We start from the raw sequence: 19,012 nt of genomic DNA, 5'->3' as shown, positions 1-19,012 counted from the left end.
CCTAGCCCCGGGACCACGATCGGCCTATGCCCCGAATCCGGACCGATACACCGGAGCGCGTTACACGGTGAACCGGTCCGGGTCGGCCGCCTTCCAGTCCCCGGCCCAGTCCTGCGGCGGCTCGGCCAGCAGCTGGCCGGGCTCGAGCCAGTCGTAAAGCTCCCCGTACGAGCGGACGGTGTGCGGGTCGAGCCGGCGGCGCAGCATGTGCGGAGAAAGCCCGGCCGGGTCCGAGACGCCCATCGCGGCCATGATCCGGACGGCGCCTTCGACGGTCGAGGCCTGGTAACGCCGCACCCGCTCGGACTTGTCGCCGACTTCGAGCGCGCGGCCGCGGCGCGGGTCCTGGGTGGCGACGCCGACCGGGCACTTGTTCGTGTGGCAGCGCTGCGACTGGATGCAGCCGACGGCGAACATCATCGCCCGCGCCGCGTTGGTGTAGTCGGCGCCCTGCAGCAGCCGTTTGACGATGTCCGCCCCGGTCGCCACCTTGCCGCTGGCGCCCAAGCGGATCCGGTCGCGCAGACCCGTCCCGACGAGTGCATTGTGGACGGTGATCAGGCCCTCGGTCAGCGGCGTGCCGAGGTGGTCGGCGAACTCCAGCGGCGCCGCCCCGGTGCCGCCCTCGGACCCGTCGACGATGATGAAGTCCGGCGTCACGCCCTCGTCCGCCATCGCCTTGCACAGCGCCAGCACCTGCCGCCGCGAGCCGACGCACAGCTTGAACCCGGTCGGCTTGCCGCCCGCCAGCTCCCGCATCCGCGCCACGAACCGCACCAGCTCGCGCGGCGTCGAGAAGACCCGGTGGTACGGCGGGGAAATCACCGTCTGCCCCACCGGCACCTCACGGACCCGGGCGATCTCGGCGTTGACCTTGCTGCCGGGCAGCACCCCGCCGATGCCGGGCTTCGCGCCCTGCGAGAGCTTGAGCGAGACGCACTTGACCGCGTCCTGGGCGGCCTTGTCCGCGAACGCGCCCGGGTCGAAGTCCCCGTCGGCGGTGCGGCAGCCGAAGTAGCCGGTGCCGACCTCCCAGATCAGGTCGCCGCCGCCGCGCAGGTGGTACTCGCTGAGCCCGCCCTCGCCGGTGTCGTGGGCGAACCCGCCGAGCGCCGCGCCGCGGTTGAGCGCCAGGATCGCGTTGGCGGACAAGGCCCCGAAGCTCATCGCCGAGACATTCAGCAACGACATGTCGTACGGCTTCGTGCAATCCGGCCCGCCGACGCGCACCCGAGGCGGCGTCTCCGGCTCCTTGACCGGCGCCATCGAGTGCACCAGGAACTCGTAGCCGTCGGCGTACACGTCGCGCTCGGTGCCGAACGGCTCCTCCGCGTCCGTGCCCTTCGCGCGCTGGTAGACGATGCTGCGGACATCGCGGTCGTACGGCCGCCCGTCGAAGTTGCGCTCCACGAAGTACTGCTGCAGCTCCGGCCGGATGCCCTCCAGCAGGAACCGGGCGTGCCCGAGCACCGGGTAGTTCCGCAGCACCGAGTGCCGGCGCTGGGCCAGGTCGTAAACCCCGGTCAGCGCGAGCACCAGCAGCGGCCCGGCGAGGAACCACCACCAGGGCGAGACCGCCACCACCAGCGCGACGCCGCCGAGGGCCACGAGCCCGAGCAGCGCCACCGCGCCGAACCTCACCGCGCTGATTCCGACCACGGGGAGAAACTAGCCGCCGTCCCGCTGCCGCGCAGGTCGTGAGTGTTCATGCCGGTTAGAACCGTCATAAACACTCACGAGCATTTCCCGGGAACCGCCGCGCAGCGCGGGACGTCTCTGTGACACTGTCCACCGGACTGTTTCGAGTACAGGAGCGCACGATGGTGATCTGGGGTTACCGGACGAGGATGTTCCAGCTGGTGCTGGCGACCTTCCTCTGTGGCCGGTGCGGCAATCCGGCCGCGCACGCGGTGCTCAAGCGCGTCACGAAGTTCACGCTGTTCTTCATCCCGCTCTTCCCGATCAGCGTCAAGTACCTCACGCAGTGCACCTTCTGCGGCGGCCAGAACCGGATCACCCGCGAGCAGGCCGACCAGATCGTGGCGCAGCAGCAGGGCGGGCTGGAACAGCAGGGCCAGGGCCAGCCGGGCCAGTACCCGCAGCAGCCGCAGTCCGGGCCGTACCCGCAGCCGCAGTACCCCCAGGGCCAGCAGCCGGGCCAGTACCCGCAGGGTCAGCAGCAGCTGCCGCCGGGCGGCCAGTACCCGCAGCAGCACCAGGGTCAGTAAGCACGAGCGAAGGGGGCTCTCACCACGAGAGCCCCCTTCGCCGTGAAGGGCCTCAGTAGGCCAGGTTCGGCCGCAGCCAGCGCTCGATCTCGTCGAGGTCCAGGCCGCGCCGCCGGGCGTAGTCCTCGACCTGGTCGCGGCCGAGGCGCCCGACCGTGAAGTACCGCGAGTCCGGGTGGGCGAAGATCAGCCCGCTCACCGCGGCGGCCGGCATCATCGCGTACGACTCGGTGAGCCGGATGCCGAGGTTTTCCGCGTCCAGCAGGGTGAACAGGTCCTGTTTCTCGCTGTGGTCCGGGCTGGCCGGGTAGCCCAGCGCCGGGCGGATGCCGCGGAAGCGCTCCGCGTGCAGGTCGGCCAGGTCCGGCTGGACGTCCGGCTCGAACCAGCGCCGCCGGGCCTCCAGGTGGATGTACTCGGCGAACGCCTCGGCCAGCCGGTCGGCCAGCGCCTTGACCATGATCGCGCGGTAGTCGTCGTGCTCGGCCTCGTAGTGCGCGGCCAGCTCGTCGGCGCCGTGGATGGCGACCGCGAAGCCGCCGAGGTGGTCGCCCTCGGGCGCGATGTAGTCGGCCAGGCAGCGGTTCGCTCGGCCGTCGGGCTTCTTGGTCTGCTGACGCAGCATGGGGAAGCTGAAGTCCGCGTACTCGCCTTCGAGCAGGATGTCGTCGCCCTCGGCGTGCGCGGGCCAGAAGCCGTATGTGCCGCGCGCGGTGAACGAGCCGTCCGCGATGATCTCGTCCAGCATCGTGTTCGCGTCGTCGAACAGCTCCCGCGCGACGGGCTGGTCCAGGATCGCCGGGTACTTGCCCTTCAGCTCCCAGGCCAGGAACAGGAACTGCCAGTCGACCATCTCGCGCAGCTCGGCGATCGAGGGCTCCAGCACGCGGATGCCGGTGAAGTCGGGCACCGGGATCTCGTCGAACGAGACCGCCTCCGGGTTCGCCCGGGCCTGCTCGACGGTCAGCAGCGGCGTGCTGTGCCGGTTCTCGTGCTGCTCGCGCAACCGCTGCTGATCGGCGCGGTTCGCGGTGGCGAGCGCGTCCGCGCGGTCGGTGTCGAGCAGGTCGGAGACCACGCCGACGACCCGTGACGCGTCGAGCACGTGCACCGTGGTGTGGTCGTAGGCCGGCGCGATCTTCACCGCGGTGTGCTGCTTGGACGTGGTCGCGCCGCCGATCAGCAACGGCAGCTTCAGGCCGCGGCGCTGCATCTCGGTCGCGACGCTGACCATCTCGTCGAGCGAGGGGGTGATCAGCCCGGACAGCCCGACCGCGTCGGCGCTCTCGGCCACCGCGGTGTCCAGGATCTTGGCCGCGGGCACCATCACGCCGAGGTCGATCACCTCGTAGTTGTTGCAGCCCAGCACCACGCCGACGATGTTCTTGCCGATGTCGTGCACGTCGCCCTTGACCGTGGCGAGCACGACCTTGCCCTGGCCGCGGGAGGTGTCGATGCGGCCCTCGAGGCGCATCTTCTCCTTCTCCGCCTCCATGTACGGCTCCAAGTACGCCACCGAGCGCTTCATCACGCGCGCGCTCTTCACCACCTGCGGCAGGAACATCTTCCCGGAGCCGAACAGGTCGCCGACGATCTTCATGCCGTCCATCAGCGGGCCCTCGATCACCTGGAGGGGCCGCTCGAACGACTGCCGCGCCTCCTCCGTGTCGTCCTCGATGAAGTCGACGATGCCGTGCACAAGCGCGTGGGAAAGGCGTTGCGCCACCGGGGCTTCGCGCCAGGACAGGTCGACGACGCGCTTGGTGCCGCTGCCCTTCACCGTCTCGGCGAACTCGACCAGCCGGTCGGTCGCGTCCTCGCGGCGGTCGAAGAGCACGTCCTCGACCAGCTCCAGCAGGTCCTTCGGGATGTCCTCGTAGACGGCGAGCTGGCCGGCGTTCACGATGCCCATGTCCAGGCCCGCGCGCACGGCGTGCAGCAGGAACGCCGAGTGCATCGCCTCGCGCACGACATTGTTGCCCCGGAAGGAGAACGACAGGTTCGAGATGCCGCCCGAGGTGTGCGCGCCCGGACAGCGCGCCTTGATCCGCGGCAGCGCCTCGAGGAACGCCTTCGCGTAGCCGTTGTGCTCGCTGATGCCGGTGGCCACGGCCAGCACGTTGGGGTCGAAGATGATGTCCTCGCCCGCGAACCCGGCCTTCTGGGTGAGCAGGTCGTACGCGCGGCCGCAGATGCTGACCTTGCGGTCGGCGGTGTCGGCCTGGCCCTGTTCGTCGAACGCCATCACCACGACGCCCGCGCCGTAGTCGCGGATGCGGCGGGCCTGCTCCAGGAACGGGCCCTCGCCCTCCTTGAGGCTGATCGAGTTGACCACGCCCTTGCCCTGCAGGCAGCGCAGCCCGGCTTCGAGCACGCGCCAGCGGGAGCTGTCGACCATCACCGGGATGCGCGCGACCTCGGGCTCGGTGGCGATCAGGTTGAGGAAGGTGGTCATCGCCTCCTCGGACTCGAGCAGGTCCGCGTCCATGTTCACGTCCAGCAGGTTCGCGCCGCCGCGCACCTGCTCCAGCGCGACGTCGACGGCGGCCTGGTGGTCGCCGCCCTCGATCAGCCGGCGGAACTTCGCCGAGCCGGTCACGTTGGTGCGCTCGCCGATCATCACGAACCCGGTGTCGGCGCTGATCTTGAACGGCTCGAGCCCGCTGAACCGCGTCTGGTGCCCGGTGCTGGGCACCTCGCGCGGCGCCAGCCCCTTGACCGCCTCGGCGATCTTCGCGATGTGCGCGGGCGTGGTGCCGCAGCAGCCGCCGACGATGTTGACCATGCCGGCGCCGGCGAACTCGCCGAGCATGCCGCCGGTCTCCTCCGGCGTCTGGTCGTAGCCGCCGAACGCGTTGGGCAGGCCCGCGTTCGGGTGGCACGCGGTGTAGGTGCCCGCGATCTTCGCCAGTTCCTCGACGTGCGGGCGCATCTCCTGGGCCCCGAGCGAGCAGTTCACGCCGACGACCAGCGGCTCGGCGTGCGCGATGGAGCTCCAGAACGCCTCCACCGTCTGGCCCGAGAGCGTGCGGCCGGACAGGTCGACGATCGTCACCGAGATCCACAGCGGCAGCTCCGGCGCGACCTCGCGGGCGGCGGTGATCGCGGCCTTGGCGTTGAGGGTGTCGAAGATCGTCTCGATCAGCAGCAGGTCGACCCCGCCGTCGGCGAGCGCCTTGATCTGCTCGGCGTACGAGGCCTTCACCTGCTCGTACGTAACCGCGCGGTACGCCGGGTCCTCGACGCGCGGCGAGAGCGAGAGCGTGACGTTCAGCGGGCCGATGGAGCCGGCCACGAACCGGCCGCCGAACTCGTCGGCGGCCTCGCGGGCCAGCGCCACGGCGCGCAGGTTCATCTCGCGCACGTGGTCCTGCAGGCCGTAGTCGGCCTGGCCGATGCTGGTGGCGGTGAAGGTGTTGGTGGTGGTCACGTCCGCGCCCGCGGCCAGGTACTGGCGGTGCACGTCGAGGATCACGTCGGGGCGGGTCAGGTTGAGCAGGTCCGGGTCGCCGGTGACGTCCTTCTCGTGGCCGTCCAGCCACTCGGCGCGGTAGTCGGCCGGGGTGAGCCCGGCCCCCTGCAGCATCGTGCCCCAAGCGCCGTCGAGGACGACGATTCGCTCGTCGAGCAGGTCCCGCAGGCTCTGCGTCATACCGGCCACCTCCGTATCGGTCACGGAGGCGCCCTTTCACGAACGGAGCGGCCGAGCGTGGCGGACCGCCTGGTCCGTTGCAGCGCCTCTCGACCTGGCTGTCAAGACTACCGGATGTGACCGTGGCGGGGCAGCCGCGTTCACCCTGCGAGACGGCCGGTCACTCACCGAGCGGGGCGCCGCGCCGCTCGTCCTTCACCCGACGAGGCGGCCGGTCACTCGTCGAAGGGGGCGCCCCGCCGCCCGTCCTTCACCCGACGAGGCGGCCGGTCACTCGCCGAAGGGGGCGCCGCGCCGCTCGTCTTCACCCGACGAGGCGGCCGGTCACTCATCGAAGGGGGCGCCGCGCCATTTCCAGCCGGTACGCCGTGGCCGTCCCGGCAGCTCGATCCGGCCCGCACACCAGCGCAGCGCCTGCCAGGCGTCGCCTTCGACGTGCTGTTCCGGGAACAACCGCGTGAGCACGCGGGCGCACACGTCGCGCGGCGGGTCGATCCGCTCCGGCACGCCGAGGCCGGTGGCGATGTCCTCACCGTGCATCAGCAGCTCGACGCAGCCCATGGCGGCGAAGCCCGCGGCGTCCGCTAGGCCGGTCGGGTGAAAGGCGCGGACCTCCGGGCCGGTCGTCCGCACGGCCGCGGCAAGCAGCCGCCCGCCGGTGAGCGCCACGTCGAGCACGTCGGCGTTCGAGGCGCCGTCCTCCACGGTGGCGAGCATCGGCACGTATCCCTTGACCGGCGCGGTGACCAGCTGGGCGGCGTAGGAGAGCAGGCAGTCGCCGACGTGCTCGGCGGTGTGCCGGCAGTCCCACTCGACGTCCCCGGCCTGGCGAGTCCAGTCCCGGTCGACGACCCGCCGGAGCGCCTGGTCGAAACAGCCGAGGACGACGTCGAGATCCGCTGCGGTCACCGTCATGGCGGACATCCTGCCGGAACCGGGTCAGCGCCGGGGGAAGCCGCTCCAGAACGCGCAGCGGTGATCCGTGGCGAAGGAGTTCGTCACGCCGACGCCGTCCGCGCGGAACGTCTGCACGGCGCCGGACCGCGGCCAGTCCGGCGGGGCGCCCGAGCGCACGAACCCGGTCCACTTGGTGATCATCTGGTCCGAAAGCCGTTGCTGCGCCGGGGAGAGCGGGCCTGTCTGGCCGTCGAACCGGAAGAGGTACGGCAGCTCGAACGTGTGCGAAGCGCCGAGCGGGAACGGCGCGTGGATCGTGGCGGCGGCCGGTGACGTCGGGTCGTTGAACTCGTACGCCCACACCGGTGCCCGCGCGGCCAGCGCCGTCGCCATGTCCTGCGCGGCGCAGGAGAAGCCGCTGTCGGTGACAGCCGCTGCGTACGCGCGCGAAGCGTCACCGCCGAACAACGCGAGCGGGTAGTGCGAAGCCACCGAAGCGCCGTCGCCGAAGACGGTGGTCAGGGCCGCGACGTAACCGTCCGGTGTCAGGGGTTTCTTCGTGGCCGCGACCTGCTCCGCGAGGAAGTACGTGAACTCGTCGTGCGTCGTACCCACCACCACCGGCACGGGCACGGCCGCGCCGCGGCGGAACCCGTCGAGCGGCGCCACCGGCAGCACCGAGCCGCCGACCACCGGGCCGGGCATGCCGATCCCGGCGACCGCGAAGAACTGTGGCGCGTCCAGCAGGTCCGCCACCGGCAGCGCGCGCAGGCAGGCCGCCGCGGTCGCCCGGTCCGTGCAGCCGTGGCGGCTGGTGTAGTCCACACTGGACTTGACCGCGCCGGCGAGCGTCGCCTGCGCCTGGCAGGGTCCACTTTGGATCATCGCGGCGCGGAACAGCCCGCGTGAGCCCGGCGCCACCAGGTGGTCGCAGACCGACATGCCGCCCGCGGACTGGCCGGCGATGGTCACCGCCCCGGGGTCGCCGCCGAAGGCCTCGATGTTGTCGCGCACCCAGCGCAGGGCCTGCTGCTGGTCCTGCAGCCCGTAGTTGCCGGCTTCGCCCGAGGGCGCCAGCGCGGGGTCGGCCAGGAAGCCGAGGGCGCCGAGCCGGTAGTTGACGGTGACCACGACCTCGTCGCCGCGGGTGGCCAGGTCCCGCGCGTCGTAACGGTCGCCGCCGCCGTTCACGAACGCGCCCCCGTGAATCCACACGAGCACGGGGCTCCGGCCGGCGTTCTTCGGCGTCCAGACGTTCAGCGACAGGCAGTTCTCACTCGTCGCCGCCCCGTCGACGGGCTTGTCCTGCGGACACCGCGGCCCGGGCTTGGTCGCGTCCAGCTCACCGGACCACGGCACGGGCACCGCAGGCGGCTGCCACCGCCGCTCCCCCACCGGCGGCGCGGCATACGGAATGCCCTGGAACAGCCGGTAATCCTCGGTGACAGTGCCGCGCACCTGCCCCGCCGTCGTCCGCACGACGGCTCCCCCGCCCACGGCCGCATCGGACGAAGCGCAGGCCGAGGCGGCCAGCAGGAGGAAGACGACCACCACGAACCGCACGGGAGCACGGTAGAGCGCCGGTGTTGATCCACTCGGGCCGGGGCCGATCAGAGCTCGTGAGTGTTCATGACGGTTAGAACCGGCATAGACACTCACGAGCGGTTACCTGCCGAACCGCCTGCACCGACGTCCGGCGCAGGCTGCCGAGCCAGTGGCCGAGCAGCAGCACGCCGCCGGGCAGGCTGGAGACCAGGCCGAGCACGCCGTAGACCACGGCCACAGTCAGGCCCAGCTGCGCGCCGAGCCCGGCCGCCGCGAATGCCAGCGCCGCAACGCCTTCTCGCGGTCCGAAGCCGCCGACATTCACCGGCAGGCCCATCGCCAGCAGCGCGAGCACGAGCAGCGGCAGCACGGTCGTGAGCGAGGCCGTCACGCCGGCAGCCCGCGCGGCGACGACGAACAACGTCAGGTGCCCGGCGAGCGCGAGCAGCGAAAGCGCCGTCACCCGGGGCCAGGCGCCCAGGCCGAGCAGCCCGGCGCGCACGTCGGCCATCGAGACGGCGAACGCGCGCCGCCACCGTGACGGGCTCTCCAGCCACCGCGGCCCACTGGCGAACGCCACCGCCAGCACCACCACGGCGATCGTGAGCACCGCCGCGCCGGACACCACGAGCACGTCGTGCGCCACCGGTGGCACCACCGCCGGCCGTAAGACCAGCACGGCCACCCCGGCGAGGACGACCGCCACCTGCCCGGCCGTCCGTTCCAGCACCACCGCCCGCACGCCACGGCCGACGTCACCGGATTTGCGCCCGTGCTGCACGGCGCGGTGGACGTCACCGAGCACGCCGGCCGGCAGCACGCCGTTGAGGAATTGCGCGCGGTAGTAGTCGCCCACCGCGTCACGCAGCGGAAGCCGCAGCCCGAGCCGCGACGCCACGAGCCGCCAGCGCCAGGCGCTCGCCACCGTGGTCAGCAGGCCCAGCACGAGCGCGGCGAGCAGCGGCCACGGGCCGATCACCCGCAACCCCTCCAGGAACGCGCCGGTGCCCAGCCGCCAGGCCAGCCCGCCGAGGATGGCGAAGCCGCCGAGGATGCGGAACCACACCCAGAACGTGCGCATTTCTCAGGCCACCTCGATCGGGTTGGAGGGGTCGTGGACACACCATCGCGACAGCGTGTTCATGACCCCGGCCGGGTGCGGGTGTCCCGCACGGACACAGAACGGAAATGGGTGAGGACTTCGGTGAGCCGGCGGGCGGCGCCGTCCCAGTCCTCGAGGGTGCCGGCGCGCTCCTGCGCGGCGGCGCGAAGACGGTCGCGCAGATCGGCGTCGTCGGCCCAGCGGCGCAGGGCGCTCGCCAGCGCGTCCACGTCACCGGGCGGCACGAGCAGGCCGGGCACGGTGCCGCCGGGCGAGGTGCCGAGCGCGTCGCGGACCCCGCCGACGTCGGTGGCCAGCACCGGGATGCCGCGGGCGAGCGCCTCGGTGACGACCATGCCGTAGGTCTCGGCGTGGGACGGGAGCACGAGCAGGTCCGCGGTGTCGTACGCGGCGTCGAGAGCGGCGCCGGACCTGGGGCCGGTCAGCTGCACGCGCCCGTCGAGGCCGAGCCGCTTGACGTTCCAGCGCAGTTCATCGGCGTAGTCCGGCTCCCGGGTGAGGGAACCGACGCACTCGGCCGTGAGATCGTCCACTTGGGACAGTGCCTCCACGAGCAGGTCCTGCGCCTTGCGCGGCGTCACCGCGGCGACGCACAGCAGGCGGGAAACGCCGTCGGACCCGGACGCCAGCGGCGCGCGGTCGGTGCCGGGCGCCACGACCTGCACGCGGGACGGGTCCAGCTCGTGCCGCCGGACCAGGTCCCGCCCCGCAGCCGGACTGGTCGCCACGACGAGCCCGGCCAGCCGCAGCGTCTCGCGCTCAAGACCCTCCAGCTCGGCGGCGCGCTCCGGGTCAAGCCCGGTTTCGTCGGCCAGTGGCAGGTGGACGAGCACGCCGAGCCGCAACCGTCGCGCGTGCGGGGCGAGGATCTCGGGCACCCCGCAGGCGACCAGCCCGTCGAGCAGCACGGTGGCCCGGTCCGGCAGGTCGGCGAGCGCCCCGGCCAGCCGTGCCCGCGCCGTCGGCCCCGGCTCGGGCCAGCACCCGGGCACGGCCAGCTCCAGCACGGCCGTCCCGGCGCCCGGCAGGCTCCCGCACATCCGGCGGTCGTAGGTGTTGCCGCCGCTGGGCTCGGTGAGGTCGTCGACGTTGCCCGGCAGCACCAACACCACCGGCCCGTCCTGGTGGAACCGCATCCTGGCCTCCCTGCCCCGTTCGCCGTCATCCCATCACACGGATGATCGGGCCCGCCGGTTCAACGACACCTTTCCGAGCGCTTGACCAGCATGTTTAGCCCCCGGCAGCCCGGGGGTACCCGCCGGGTCGAGGAAAGGAGCGCCATGCCGCAGCAAGCTTGGAACGCCAAACGTGAACGTCAGTACGAGCACATCAAGGACTCCCAACGCGAGCGCGGCGCCAGTACCGGCCGCGCCGAGGAGATCGCCGCCCGCACGGTGAACAAGAACCGCGCCCGATCCGGCGAATCCCGCGAAGCCAGCCGCACCTCCACCCAGGATGTCAGCCCCCAGCACCGCGGCGGCAAACGCTCGGGCAACCGCCAGGGCCCCGGCGGCCCGACCAAGGACCAGCTCTACAACGAGGCCAAACAGCGCAACATCCACGGCCGTTCGACGATGTCGAAGCAGGAACTGAAGAAGGCTTTGGGCAGGTAGCCGCCCGGCCGACGCCACCGGGTGGCCGCCTGACCACTGGCAGCCGCCCGGCCACTGGTGGCAGCCCGGACTACCGGTAGCGGCCGATCGCCGAGAGAACGCCTTTCCCGCCTCGACACGCCCAGCAGCCGCCGCTACCGGTGGCCGCCTGACCATCGGCAGCCACCCCGGCTACCGGTGGCGGCCGATCGGAGGGGAACACCTTTCCCGCTCGGCACCGCCCCGCCGCCGCTACCGGTGGTGCCTGACCACCGGCAGCCGCCCGGCCGCAGGTGGCGGCCGGGTGCCGAGGGAAGACCTTCCCGCCTCGATGCCCGGCCGCCACTGCCCGGACTCCACGGCCACGCCGCTTTGCGGTCACACCCGCGACTTCCCGGGCTCGGGAAGCCCGTTCGCGCAGCACAGCCACGTGCCTCGCCGCGAGCCTGTTCCTCGCCCTACAACCACACAGCCGCTCCCGCCGCAAACCCCTCACCGGCGTCCAGCTCAGGAAACCCACCCCGGCCGTTTCTTCCCCCGCAACCCCCGCCAAGCCCGCGCAAAGCCGGCCCGATGCCCCATCGCGAGCCCGTCCCCCTGCCCGAGCAGCACGCCGAACGTGAACGTGTTCTCCCCGTCCCCGAATCCCGCGATCCCCAGGCGGTACAGCACTTCCCGGCTCATCACCACGTCCTGGTGCTGCCCCAGCTCCCGCAGCACGCTCTTCACGCGCTTGCGCCAGCCGCCCACCTTCTCCACCGGCCGCACCACGTCCAGCGCATAACGGACCCGCTTGGCCTTCTTCCGCACGCCGTGCAGCGCGACCTCCCGCGCCTTCCCGGAAAGCCCGCGCGACGCCTTCTCCGCCCGTTCCATCTTCCGCACGGCCTCGCGCACCGGCTTCCGCAGCCCCTTGCGCGCGGGCTTCCCCGCGACAGCAGTCAACGGCGGTTCCGACAGCACCGCGTCGAGCGACCGCAGCAGCCTCAGGTACCGCTTGCCGTCCACCGTTTCCACGACCCGTTCGCGCGCCACGGTCTGCTCCCGCGCGAAATACCGCGTCACGTACTGGCGCACCGGGCCCACCACCAGCTCCGGCGGCAGCCGGTCCAGGCCCGCAGCCACCAGGTCCGCGGAGACCTCCAGATCCCTCGCCGGCCCGAGCCGCTGTCCCAGCCACTTCAGCTCGGCCCTCAGCTCCGCCGTCGCCGAACCATCCACAATGGACTCGAACGTCCGCAGCGCGCTCCGCAGTTTCCGCACGGCCACGCGCATCTGGTGCACGGAATCGTCGGCATCCCGCCGCACGCCCACGTCAGCCTGGCGCAACCGGGCGGCCTGCTCCTGCAGGTACCCGACCACAACCGTGCCCGCGTCGGGGCGTTTGGCGGGCTTCTTCCGCGCGGGCACCCGGTCCCCGATCAGCCGTCGCAGCTTCGAGGGCCATGGTGACGCCTTGGCGCCCGCGCCGGTCAACGCGCGTTCCAGCTTGTCGAGGACGTCCGGCGCGACCTCGGGAGCCAGCTCGATCTCCAGCTCCCGCCACCGGTCCAGCCGCGCGGACTCACCGCCGGCCTCGCCCGTGACGTGGTCGTCGGTGAGCGTCGCGACGGGGTGCCCCTCGCCGTCGGTGAGCTGGTGCGCGAAGCGGTCGGTCTTGAGGTGCGCGATCGGCACCAGCTTATGGCCCAGCGTGTACGCGCGCACCAGCCGCGACAGTTCCTTCGGCACCTTCAGCTCGTCGGCGCCGAGCGGGACGGCCAGCTCCTCACGCGTGTCCGGGCCGATCGGCAGCTTCAGGTGCCACCCCGCGTCCTCGCCACCGGTCCGCCGTCGCAGCGTGATTCCCTTCTGCGCCAACGCGAAACCGATGGTGTCGTAGTAGGTGGCGTCCAGGAAGTGCTCGGCGGGCGCCGCCTGGCTGCGGACCGGGCCGGTGCCCACCAGCGCCGGGATCCCGGTCGTCTCGCCGATCTCGTACTTGCGCTCGCGCTCGATCCCCGCGATCGGACCTCTCATGCTGTGACTCCTCGTCTCCGTCGGCGGCTGCTCCTCCAGGGGTACCCACGATCAGGTGAGCCGCACACCGACGATTCGCCTTTCCGCAACCGGGTACCCCGATCGCATGAGCAGCACCGACCTGACCGACCTCCTCGTCGAGGACCACCGGATCCTGGACCGGCTCTGCACCGAGCTGGACCTCGGGCAGGGCAGCCCCGAGAACCGCAAGGACCTGACCGACCACCTGCTGGCCACGCTCGCGCGGCACACCGTCGCCGAGCAGCGGCACCTGCCCGGCGCGGCGGGCAGCAGGCAGCTCGCCGAGGCCGACGACCTGATGCGGCGGCTGGAAACGGCCGGCCCGCAGGAACCGCAGTTCGAACGCCTGGTGAGCGCCCTTATCCGCGCCGTCCGGCGGCACATCCGCGAAGACGAGCGCGGCGTCGTGGAAAGCCTGCGCGCGGCCCACAGCGCCGACGAACTGCGCGAGCTGGGCGAACAGACCACCCAGGCCCGCCGCGCCGCCCCGACCTCACCCCACCCCGCCACCTCGGACCGGCAGCCCGGCAGCCAGGTGCTGATGTCCGGCCCGGGCTTCGTCGACGAGATCCGCTCCGCCGTGAACCCCGACTGACCATTTTCCTTACCGCACAAGGAAAAGGCCCGGACACCCACGACGGTATCCGGACCTTCTCCTTTCAGGCTAGGGAGTGGAGTACGGCCTAGGGAGTGGAGTACGGCGCGCGGTGCTCCAGCGACGGGCTCACGTCGGGGTAGCTCCCCTCCTGGCCCGGCACCGGGGTGACGACGGCGCCGCGCTGCTCGGCCTCGCTGCGGGACATCCGCCGGTTCACCACGGCCTCGCCGACCTGCTCGCCGCGAATGCGGCTCAGCACGCCGAGCGTGATGGCGTGGATGATCGCCAGCACCAGCAGCAGCGCGCCGAGCCGGCCCACCACCCCCGGAAGATCGCTGTCCCCCAAGGGAATCGTGGACAGCAGGGCCAGCAGCCCCAGCGCCACCAAATGGAACAGCACGGTCACCAGCCGGGTCATCGACGCGCCGGCCCCCGCGTCGCCGTACGAACTCTCCAAGTAGCCCCGGCCACTGCGGTAGATGACCTGCCCGTCGATGAGGACGAGCACGATCCCGATGGCGAGGAAAGACAGGTACGCATTGGTGTTCATCCGGGCGCTCCTTCCTAGCTCGTTCCCACTGGGGGTACCCGCCCGGCCGCGGACGGAAACCGGCACGCTATCCGCGGAAGGTGTCCGGGTCGAAGCCGGTGCGGTGGCCGTCGTCGAGCTTGCCGATCGCCTCCATGTCGTCGCCGGACAGCTCGAAGTCGAACACGTCGATGTTCTCGCGGACGCGTTCGGGCGTTTTCGACTTGGGGAACACGATGTTCCCGAGCTGCAGGTGCCAGCGCAGTACCACCTGCGCGGCGGTCTTCCCGTGTTTCCCGGCCAGGTCGGTGAGCACCGGGTCCTGCAGCAGCTCGCCCTGCGCGAGCGGGCTCCACGCCTCCGTGGCGATGCCGTGCGCTCGGTGGTACGCGCGCAATTCCGTCTGCTGCAACGCGGGATGCAGCTCGATCTGGTTCACCGCGGGCACCGTCGCGGTCTCCGCGGCCAGCCGTTCGAGGTGCGCGACCTGGAAGTTCGACACGCCGATCGCGCGCGCCTTCCCGGCCCGCAGCAGGTCTTCGAAACCCTGCCAGGTGGCCACGTACTTGTCCTGGTGCGGCAGCGGCCAGTGGATCAGGTAGAGGTCGACGTGATCGAGCCCGAGCCGTTGCAGGCTGCCTTCCAGCGCGGTGATGGCGTTGTCGTGGCCGTGCGCGTCGTTGGCGAGCTTGGTGGTGACGAACACTTCCTCGCGCGGCACACCCGACTCGCGGAGGCCGTCGCCGACCCCCTGCTCGTTCTCGTACAGCTGCGCGGTGTCGAAATGGCGGTAGCCCGCTTCGAGCGCGGTCCGCACCGCCGCGGCGGTGTCCTCCGGCGGGATCTGGAAGACCCCGAACCCGAACTGCGGGATGCCGACGCCGTTGTTCAGCACGATTTCCGGGACGTTTTCGGTCTTGGCGGTCATGATCCCGGCCTACCCGGGACCACCGGCGGCGAAACGCCGTGACCCGATCAGGTGGCCGATTCCCCGTCCCGGACAGGGGAAATCGCCTCGGCCAGCGTCTCGTGGATCGCCAGGTGGAGGGCGGCGTCGGTGATCTCCAGGCAGCGCCGCACGCCGTGCGCGGTGCCGGACACCACCGTGAGCGAGTCGGCGCGCTCGGCGGCCTCGCAGAGCACGCGAATCCCGGCGCAGCCGAGGAATTCGACCCGGGAAAGGTCGACGATCACCGGCACGCCACCGGCCAGCGCGGTGACCAGCGCCTCGCCGAGCGCGGGAACGCTGGCGGCATCGACGTCACCGACCGTGGTCAGCACCAGCACGCCATCGCGCGCGGTGACGGTGACCGTCAGCTCGGTGGGGGCGGAGAACACGGAAAACCGGGCAGTCATGGTGCGCTCCTTCCGCAGGGTTCTGCCGGAGGCGCTGACCGGAGCACAGGTTTTGAACAACAGCCAACCGCTACGACCGTACGCCGCTGAGGTCACAGGTCAACCCGGGCCACTCGCAGGGGCGAATGCCCGCGGCAGGAGGGGTGCGCTGCGAAAAGCGCGCCGGAGCGGCTTCGGGGTAGCGGGAAAGTCGTTTTACCACAAGGGAATCGACGTTTCGGTGCTGGTTCCACGGGACTGGGCGCGTCGCGGCTGTACGCGGTTTCTGCGGTATTCAACGAGTTCTGACGCGGCTTCCGCCATCCGGTCGATGCAGGGTTAGAGAATCACACGGTCGCCCGTACTCCGGCCGAGGTAGCCGGGATTCCGGCGTGGGTGACATTCGAGGGCCGGCGGGTCCACTCGCGGACCGTCCGATCTCCGGCCACGGTCGAATGGATCCAGTCGCCGCACCGAACGGATCCCGCCGCGGACCGAGCAGATCCGGCACCGACGCGAGCGGGCCGGTCACGAAGCGAGCGGGACAGTCACCAGGCCGGCGGGCTGGTTGTGAAGCGAGCGGGCCGGTCACACAGCGGGCGGGCCATGAAGCGGGCGGCCATACCCGGCCGCGGACGGCAGGTCGATCGCACCCGCCCCGTACGGCGGGCCACTCGCGCCCACCGTGCAGGGAGGTCAGTCGTGCATCGCGAGCTTGGTCAGCTCGTGGTCGAAGTCGAACCAGCGGGCCTCGTCGCCGGCCGGGATCTCGTCGTAGGTGCGGTCGAGGAAGTCGGCGAGCTCGCTGGCCGGGGCTTCCAGCACGGCGGAGCCGTCGGGGGCGTTCAGCTCGACGATCACGCGCGCGGGGTCGGCGGCCGGGCGGACGCGGACGTCACCGTCACCCGCGGGGGCGATCAGGCCGTCGGCCAGCAGGTCGCGGCCGAAGAGCCAGCGGACCACACCCGGACCGGCGTGATAGCCCACGGCGATCGCGTACGGGTCCGACGGGTCGTACTCGAGGTCGGCGCGCACCGGCAGCGGGACGGCCCCGAACGTGCGCAGTCCGAAGATGACCGTCGCGCGGACGGCGGGGCTCTCGGTGCCCATGGCGGTACCTCCTTGATTCGTTCTCGGGGTCTAACGTGAATGTTCCTCTATGAGTAACGCGCCGTAAGACTACGAGCTGCCCGACAGTCGATCTTTCACCCCTTTGGTGGAGACCTATGTCTCATACGCTCACTCATCGGCATTAGTGACCACTCGAAAGGGAGTCTCGGCGGCGGCCGCATCGGGCCACCCGCACTTCAGCCATGGTGAGCCCCGCCCCCGGCCCGGCCAAGCGATCGCGACGAGGGCCACAGGACCCGCCCCCGGAAAAACCCCTCCCGCCCGCGCGCGTCGCGCGACCTGGCCGCAGCGAATGACCCGGCAAGACGCGCCGCACGCACGGCAGAGCAAGACGCGGCGCCCACGGCCGACGAGACGTGCCGGTCGGTGCTGGAGCAGGCCGCGCCCCACCGACTGCCCGGGCACCGGGGCCTGGAGGCCGGGGCCGGTAACAACCCCACGGGCTAGATGGCGCTCGCTGGTGGGACAGCCAGCGCCACACCGACCGCCCGGATGCCGGGGCCGGGCCCGGGCAACAGTTCCACGGCTAGATGCCGCAGGCCAGGGCGCCATGGCCACGGGCCGGCTGCTGTGGGCCGGGCTGCGGACGCCGCGTGCCGAATGCCAGGTGGAGCCAGGCATCCGGCGCGTCGAGGTCGGCGGCAGGCCCTCGTGGCCACGATCGCCGCCAGCCTGCCTCTACGGAGGTCCAGACCCATTCGCGCGCCGGTCTCGGCAAGCCGGCCCTGGTGCGCCAGCCCAGCGTGCAGGCATCAGCGAGCCAGCCCAGCGGGCTCGTCTCGGCGAGCCGGTCCCAGCAGCCTGGGCTCGGGTTGGCCGTGGTCCAGACCTCATCCGGCCCGGTCGCCGACCGCCTGCGCGATCAGGCCGTGCGATCAGGCCGTGCGGCCAGACCGTGTGGTCAGGCAGCAACGTCAGGCCGTGCGGCTCCACTCCTCGACCCGTACCCCCATCAACTCCGCCGCCGCCCGCAGCTCGGCACGGATGTCGCCGGGGACGGCGTGCACGTGGTTGGCGCCGAAGCCCGACAGGAAGGTCGGGGCGGGCACGTCGAGGCGGGCGAAGGCGTGGGGCCATTCCGGGGTCGAGGAGGCGGCCAGGGCGGCGTTGGTCGCGTCGTCGTAGGACTCGAAGTCGCCCTGGAAGAGCTGGAGGCGGTAGGCGCCCGAGAGGCGGGTCAGGCGGGCCAGGGTCATCGCGCCCGGGGCGGCGATGTGCTGCACCGAGGCGCCGCCCGCGGGGAAGAAGAACACCTCCGGGTACAGGTGCACCTTCGCCAGGTTCACCGCCGGGTCCGAGCTGCGCGCCGCGAACCAGGTCGCGTGCTGGCCCGAATTGCACAGGTCCCAGATGTCGCGGTCGGCGTGGTAGTGGCGGACGTCCGCGAACAGCACCGGCGTGCCCGTGATCCGGTGCATCAGCTGCATGGTCAACGCGCCGTCCATGTCCGCCTCGGTGGCGGTGACGTGCACGGCCTTGGGCCCGTTCCAGTCGTACGGGTCGTTCAGGAACGCCTCCGTGACGTCCATCGTCGCGAAGTTCTCCGTCAGCTCCGGCTGGCCCTTGATGCCGGAGAAGTCGATGCCGCGCTCCGCCACGATGTCGCGCACCGCCAGGTACGACCGGATCTGCCGCTCCAGCAGCTCGGGCGTGAGCTTCTCGCCGTCGTAGTGCACGGTGGCCAGGCGCTCCAGCCACTCGCGCGCGCCGGCGGCCTCCGCGGCGTCGGCCCGTTCGGCGCGCAGCACCAGCTCGTACTGGTCGATCTCCTCGACGTCCACGCCGAACTGCCGCATCCACTGGTCGGTGTTCGCGACGGCCGTGTTCATCCCCATCGGCCGCCCGCCGAACCGCCCGAACGTCGAACCGCGCAGCGACGCCACCGCCGAAGCGGCCCGCGCCCGCACGCCGATCTCCGCGATCAGCGACGCGTCGTCCGGCGCGCCCCACAGACGCGTGTGCGCCCGGCCGATCTGGTCCAGCGCGCCCCCGGCCGCGAGCATGCCGACCAGCCCCGGCTCGGCCGGGTCGGTGCTGGCGACCAGCAGCAACGGGCTCGTGGTCGCGTCCGCGGCGAGCATGGTGAAGTGCGGGAAGCTCCACACCGCGTAGTAGAAGACCGTGACGTCCACGCCCGCGGCCGCGACCTCCCGCGCCGCCGCCGTGGCGACGGTGTTGGTGGCCACCAGGTCCCCGACGACCACCTCGTGCCCCGCCGCCTCCAGCGCCGCGGTGAAACTGTCCCGTTTGGACCGGATGAACCCGGTGTTGCGGCGGTGCACGTGGTCGCGCCCGTCGGAGATGGCCAGGACGCCGATTCGAGCCATGTCTTCCCCTCTGCT

At 71.7% G+C, this 19,012-nt stretch carries 15 protein-coding genes; 3 read left to right on the top strand and 12 right to left on the bottom strand.

Annotated features, from left to right (window positions below; genetic code table 11):
* Positions 1-60 precede the first annotated feature (60 nt).
* Entirely contained in the window at positions 61-1,659 is a 1,599-nt protein-coding gene (locus OG371_RS32750) for an FMN-binding glutamate synthase family protein (protein WP_329059448.1), read from the bottom strand.
* Positions 1,660-1,820: 161 nt separating this feature from the next.
* Here OG371_RS32750 and OG371_RS32745 point away from each other — a divergent pair, with 161 nt between their 5' ends.
* A complete protein-coding gene (locus OG371_RS32745) occupies positions 1,821-2,228 on the top strand; it encodes a zinc-ribbon domain-containing protein (RefSeq protein WP_329059446.1) in 408 nt (135 codons plus the stop codon).
* Between the two features lie 52 nt (positions 2,229-2,280).
* Here OG371_RS32745 and metH read toward each other — a convergent pair whose 3' ends face one another.
* The 5 genes from metH to OG371_RS32720 all read right to left on the bottom strand — a co-directional run bounded on the left by metH (position 2,281) and on the right by OG371_RS32720 (position 10,581).
* A complete protein-coding gene (gene metH, locus OG371_RS32740; RefSeq protein ID WP_329059445.1) occupies positions 2,281-5,880 on the bottom strand; it encodes a methionine synthase in 3,600 nt (1,199 codons plus the stop codon).
* A 324-nt stretch (positions 5,881-6,204) separates the two neighbouring features.
* Entirely contained in the window at positions 6,205-6,795 is a 591-nt protein-coding gene (locus tag OG371_RS32735; protein WP_329059444.1) for a maleylpyruvate isomerase N-terminal domain-containing protein, read from the bottom strand.
* A 24-nt stretch (positions 6,796-6,819) separates the two neighbouring features.
* Positions 6,820-8,340: a carboxylesterase/lipase family protein gene (locus OG371_RS32730; RefSeq protein WP_329059443.1), complete on the bottom strand. Its 1,521-nt coding sequence runs from the start codon at positions 8,338-8,340 to the stop codon at positions 6,820-6,822.
* 73 nt (positions 8,341-8,413) lie between these two features.
* Positions 8,414-9,403, bottom strand: a complete 990-nt coding sequence (locus OG371_RS32725; protein ID WP_329059441.1) for a lysylphosphatidylglycerol synthase transmembrane domain-containing protein — start codon at positions 9,401-9,403, stop codon at positions 8,414-8,416.
* Positions 9,404-9,462: 59 nt separating this feature from the next.
* Complete coding sequence (locus tag OG371_RS32720; protein WP_329059440.1) at positions 9,463-10,581, bottom strand: glycosyltransferase family 4 protein; 1,119 nt, start codon at positions 10,579-10,581, stop codon at positions 9,463-9,465.
* A gap of 144 nt (positions 10,582-10,725) precedes the next feature.
* Between OG371_RS32720 and OG371_RS32715 the strand changes: the two genes are divergently transcribed.
* Positions 10,726-11,058, top strand: a complete 333-nt coding sequence (locus tag OG371_RS32715) for a plasmid stabilization protein (protein WP_329059437.1) — start codon at positions 10,726-10,728, stop codon at positions 11,056-11,058.
* 486 nt (positions 11,059-11,544) lie between these two features.
* On the opposite strand, the gene OG371_RS32710 is transcribed toward OG371_RS32715, so the two are convergent.
* Positions 11,545-13,056 carry a CYTH and CHAD domain-containing protein gene (locus OG371_RS32710; RefSeq protein WP_329059435.1) on the bottom strand — a complete coding sequence of 504 codons (1,512 nt, stop codon included), beginning with the start codon at positions 13,054-13,056 and terminating at the stop codon, positions 11,545-11,547.
* Between the two features lie 106 nt (positions 13,057-13,162).
* Between OG371_RS32710 and OG371_RS32705 the strand changes: the two genes are divergently transcribed.
* Positions 13,163-13,672, top strand: a complete 510-nt coding sequence (locus OG371_RS32705; protein ID WP_329059433.1) for a hemerythrin domain-containing protein — start codon at positions 13,163-13,165, stop codon at positions 13,670-13,672.
* A gap of 88 nt (positions 13,673-13,760) precedes the next feature.
* Here the strand turns inward: OG371_RS32705 and OG371_RS32700 are convergent, their stop codons facing one another.
* From OG371_RS32700 to OG371_RS32680, 5 genes are all read right to left on the bottom strand, one after another.
* A complete protein-coding gene (locus tag OG371_RS32700; RefSeq protein WP_329059431.1) occupies positions 13,761-14,225 on the bottom strand; it encodes a hypothetical protein in 465 nt (154 codons plus the stop codon).
* 67 nt (positions 14,226-14,292) lie between these two features.
* Complete coding sequence (locus tag OG371_RS32695) at positions 14,293-15,132, bottom strand: aldo/keto reductase (protein ID WP_329059429.1); 840 nt, start codon at positions 15,130-15,132, stop codon at positions 14,293-14,295.
* 47 nt (positions 15,133-15,179) lie between these two features.
* The gene (locus OG371_RS32690) at positions 15,180-15,560 is read right to left on the bottom strand and encodes an STAS domain-containing protein (RefSeq protein ID WP_329059427.1); all 381 of its coding nucleotides are present in this window, start codon (positions 15,558-15,560) and stop codon (positions 15,180-15,182) included.
* A gap of 675 nt (positions 15,561-16,235) precedes the next feature.
* Positions 16,236-16,649 carry an SsgA family sporulation/cell division regulator gene (locus OG371_RS32685; RefSeq protein WP_329059425.1) on the bottom strand — a complete coding sequence of 138 codons (414 nt, stop codon included), beginning with the start codon at positions 16,647-16,649 and terminating at the stop codon, positions 16,236-16,238.
* A gap of 935 nt (positions 16,650-17,584) precedes the next feature.
* On the bottom strand, positions 17,585-18,997 hold the full coding sequence (locus tag OG371_RS32680; RefSeq protein WP_329059423.1) for an L-fucose/L-arabinose isomerase family protein: 1,413 nt from the start codon (positions 18,995-18,997) through the stop codon (positions 17,585-17,587).
* Between the last annotated feature and the right edge of the window lie 15 nt (positions 18,998-19,012).

Source organism: Amycolatopsis sp. NBC_01480, from assembly GCF_036227205.1.
GTDB lineage: Bacteria > Actinomycetota > Actinomycetes > Mycobacteriales > Pseudonocardiaceae > Amycolatopsis.
Note: the sequence above shows the minus strand (reverse complement) of the source record. Positions and strands in the feature narration are given on the sequence as shown.

Coding starts and splice junctions, on each gene's coding strand:
- OG371_RS32720 (WP_329059440.1), bottom strand. CDS start 10,581: ATGCGGTTCCACCAGGACGGGCCGGTGGTGTTGGTGCTGCCGGGCAAC.
- OG371_RS32685 (WP_329059425.1), bottom strand. CDS start 16,649: ATGGGCACCGAGAGCCCCGCCGTCCGCGCGACGGTCATCTTCGGACTG.
- metH (WP_329059445.1), bottom strand. CDS start 5,880: ATGACGCAGAGCCTGCGGGACCTGCTCGACGAGCGAATCGTCGTCCTC.
- OG371_RS32695 (WP_329059429.1), bottom strand. CDS start 15,132: ATGACCGCCAAGACCGAAAACGTCCCGGAAATCGTGCTGAACAACGGC.
- OG371_RS32690 (WP_329059427.1), bottom strand. CDS start 15,560: ATGACTGCCCGGTTTTCCGTGTTCTCCGCCCCCACCGAGCTGACGGTC.
- OG371_RS32680 (WP_329059423.1), bottom strand. CDS start 18,997: ATGGCTCGAATCGGCGTCCTGGCCATCTCCGACGGGCGCGACCACGTG.
- OG371_RS32705 (WP_329059433.1), top strand. CDS start 13,163: ATGAGCAGCACCGACCTGACCGACCTCCTCGTCGAGGACCACCGGATC.
- OG371_RS32735 (WP_329059444.1), bottom strand. CDS start 6,795: ATGACGGTGACCGCAGCGGATCTCGACGTCGTCCTCGGCTGTTTCGAC.
- OG371_RS32725 (WP_329059441.1), bottom strand. CDS start 9,403: ATGCGCACGTTCTGGGTGTGGTTCCGCATCCTCGGCGGCTTCGCCATC.
- OG371_RS32710 (WP_329059435.1), bottom strand. CDS start 13,056: ATGAGAGGTCCGATCGCGGGGATCGAGCGCGAGCGCAAGTACGAGATC.
- OG371_RS32715 (WP_329059437.1), top strand. CDS start 10,726: ATGCCGCAGCAAGCTTGGAACGCCAAACGTGAACGTCAGTACGAGCAC.
- OG371_RS32700 (WP_329059431.1), bottom strand. CDS start 14,225: ATGAACACCAATGCGTACCTGTCTTTCCTCGCCATCGGGATCGTGCTC.
- OG371_RS32745 (WP_329059446.1), top strand. CDS start 1,821: ATGGTGATCTGGGGTTACCGGACGAGGATGTTCCAGCTGGTGCTGGCG.